This window comes from Brevibacillus sp. AF8 (assembly GCF_021270385.1).
Taxonomy (GTDB): Bacteria; Bacillota; Bacilli; order Brevibacillales; family Brevibacillaceae; genus Brevibacillus.
The window spans coordinates 1-2283 of record NZ_JAGQDN010000045.1; the positions used below are offsets into that span (position 1 = coordinate 1).

Below are 2283 nucleotides of genomic sequence, written 5' to 3' on the forward strand. Positions count from 1 at the left end.
CATGCCCATACACTTCCGTCTTCTTTCACCATCAACGTATGTGCTCCACCTGCGGTCAAGCGATTGGCTTTCACTTCGATCTCCTTGACTTCCACTGGGACCGTGATTGTTTTGTTATAGTAGCTGACGATAATGCTCGTTGTCCCAACCGATACCGCTGTGATTACACCTGTTGCATCTACCGTTGCAACTGTTGGGTTACTACTCTCATACCTCGACTGCGTTGTGACATCTTGGGTGCTGTTATTTGGATAGGTCGCCGTAATTTGTAATGGCTTGCTTTGGGACGTCGGCAGCAACACCGTACTTGGACTCGCTACCAGTTCCTTCGCAGAGATGACCAGCATACTTTCTATTGGCGTCGTCCGATTCTGTACTGTTCCATCTCCTAGCTGCCCTTTCTCATTTTGACCCCACGCCCATACACTTCCGTCTTCTTTCACCATCAACGTATGTGCTCCACCTGCGGATAAGCGATTGGCTTTGACTTCTGTCTCCCTGACTTCCACAGGGACCGTGATTGTTTTGTTATAGTAGCTGACTGTGATGTTCGCTGTCCCTACCGATACCGCTGTAATCACACCTGCTGCATCTACCGATGCTACCGCTGGGTTACTGCTCTCATACGTCGACTGCGTCGTGACATCTTGGGTACTGTTATTTGCATAGGTCGCCGTGATTTGCAACGGCTTGCTTTGGGACGTCGGCAGCAACACCGTACCTGGACTCGCTACCAGTTGCTGAGCAGAGATCACCAGCATACTTTCTATTGGCGTCGTCCGATTTTGTACCGTTCCATCTCCTAGCTGACCCTTCTCATTTTGACCCCATGCCCATACACTTCCGTCTTCTTTCACCATCAACGTATGTGCTCCACCTGCGGATAAGCGATTGGCTTTGACTTCTGTCTCCCTGACTTCCACAGGGACCGTGATTGTTTTGTTATAGTAGCTGACTGTGATGTTCGCTGTCCCTACCGATACCGCTGTAATCACACCTGCTGCATCTACCGATGCTACCGCTGGGTTACTGCTCTCATACGTCGACTGCGTCGTGACATCTTGGGTGCTGTTATTTGGATAGGTCGCCGTGATTTGTAATGGCTTGCTTTGGGACGTCGGCAGCAACACCGTACCTGGACTCGCTACCAGTTGCTGAGCAGAGATCACCAGCATACTTTCTATTGGCGTCGTCCGATTTTGTACCGTTCCATCTCCTAGCTGACCCTTCTCATTTTGACCCCATGCCCATACACTTCCGTCTTCTTTCACCATCAACGTATGTGCTCCACCTGCGGATAAGCGATTGGCTTTGACTTCTGTCTCCCTGACTTCCACAGGGACCGTGATTGTTTTGTTATAGTAGCTGACTGTGATGTTCGCTGTCCCTACCGATACCGCTGTGATCACTCCTGCTGCATCTACCGTTGCTACCGCTGTGTTACTGCTCTCATACATCGACTGCGTCGTGACATCTTGGGTGCTGTTATTTGGATAGGTCGCCGTGATTTGTAATGGCTTGCTTTGGGACGTCGGCAGCAACACCGTACCTGGACTCGCTACCAGTTGCTGAGCAGAGATCACCAGCATACTTTCTATTGGCGTCGTCCGATTTTGTACCGTTCCATCTCCTAGCTGACCCTTCTCATTTTGACCCCATGCCCATACACTTCCGTCTTCTTTCACCATCAATGTATGTGCTCCGCCGGCAGACAAGCGATTCGCTTTCACATCTGTCTCCCTGACTTCTACAGGAACTGTGATCGTTTGGTTATAGTAGCTGACTGTGATGTTCGCTGTCCCTACCGATACCGCTGTGATCACTCCTGCTGCATCTACCGTTGCTACCGCTGTGTTACTGCTCTCATACATCGACTGCGTCGTGACATCTTGGGTGCTGTTATTTGGATAGGTCGCCGTGATTTGTAATGGCTTGCTTTGGGACGTCGGCAGCAACACCGTACCTGGACTCGCTACCAGTTGCTGAGCAGAGATCACCAGCATACTTTCTATTGGCGTCGTCCGATTTTGTACCGTTCCATCTCCTAGCTGACCCTTCTCATTTTGACCCCATGCCCATACACTTCCGTCTTCTTTCACCATCAATGTATGTGCTCCGCCGGCAGACAAGCGATTCGCTTTCACATCTGTCTCCCTGACTTCTACAGGAACTGTGATCGTTTGGTTATAGTAGCTGACTGTGATGTTCGCTGTCCCTACCGATACCGCTGTGATCACACCTGCTGCATCTACCGTTGCTACCGCTGGGTTACTGCTCTCATAC

The 2283-nt window shown here is 50.6% G+C and carries 1 protein-coding gene; it reads right to left on the reverse strand.

Annotated elements, in window-relative coordinates; genetic code table 11:
* On the reverse strand, positions 1 to 2283 hold a 2283-nt coding region (locus KB186_RS28185; protein WP_232774854.1), incomplete at both ends, for an Ig-like domain-containing protein.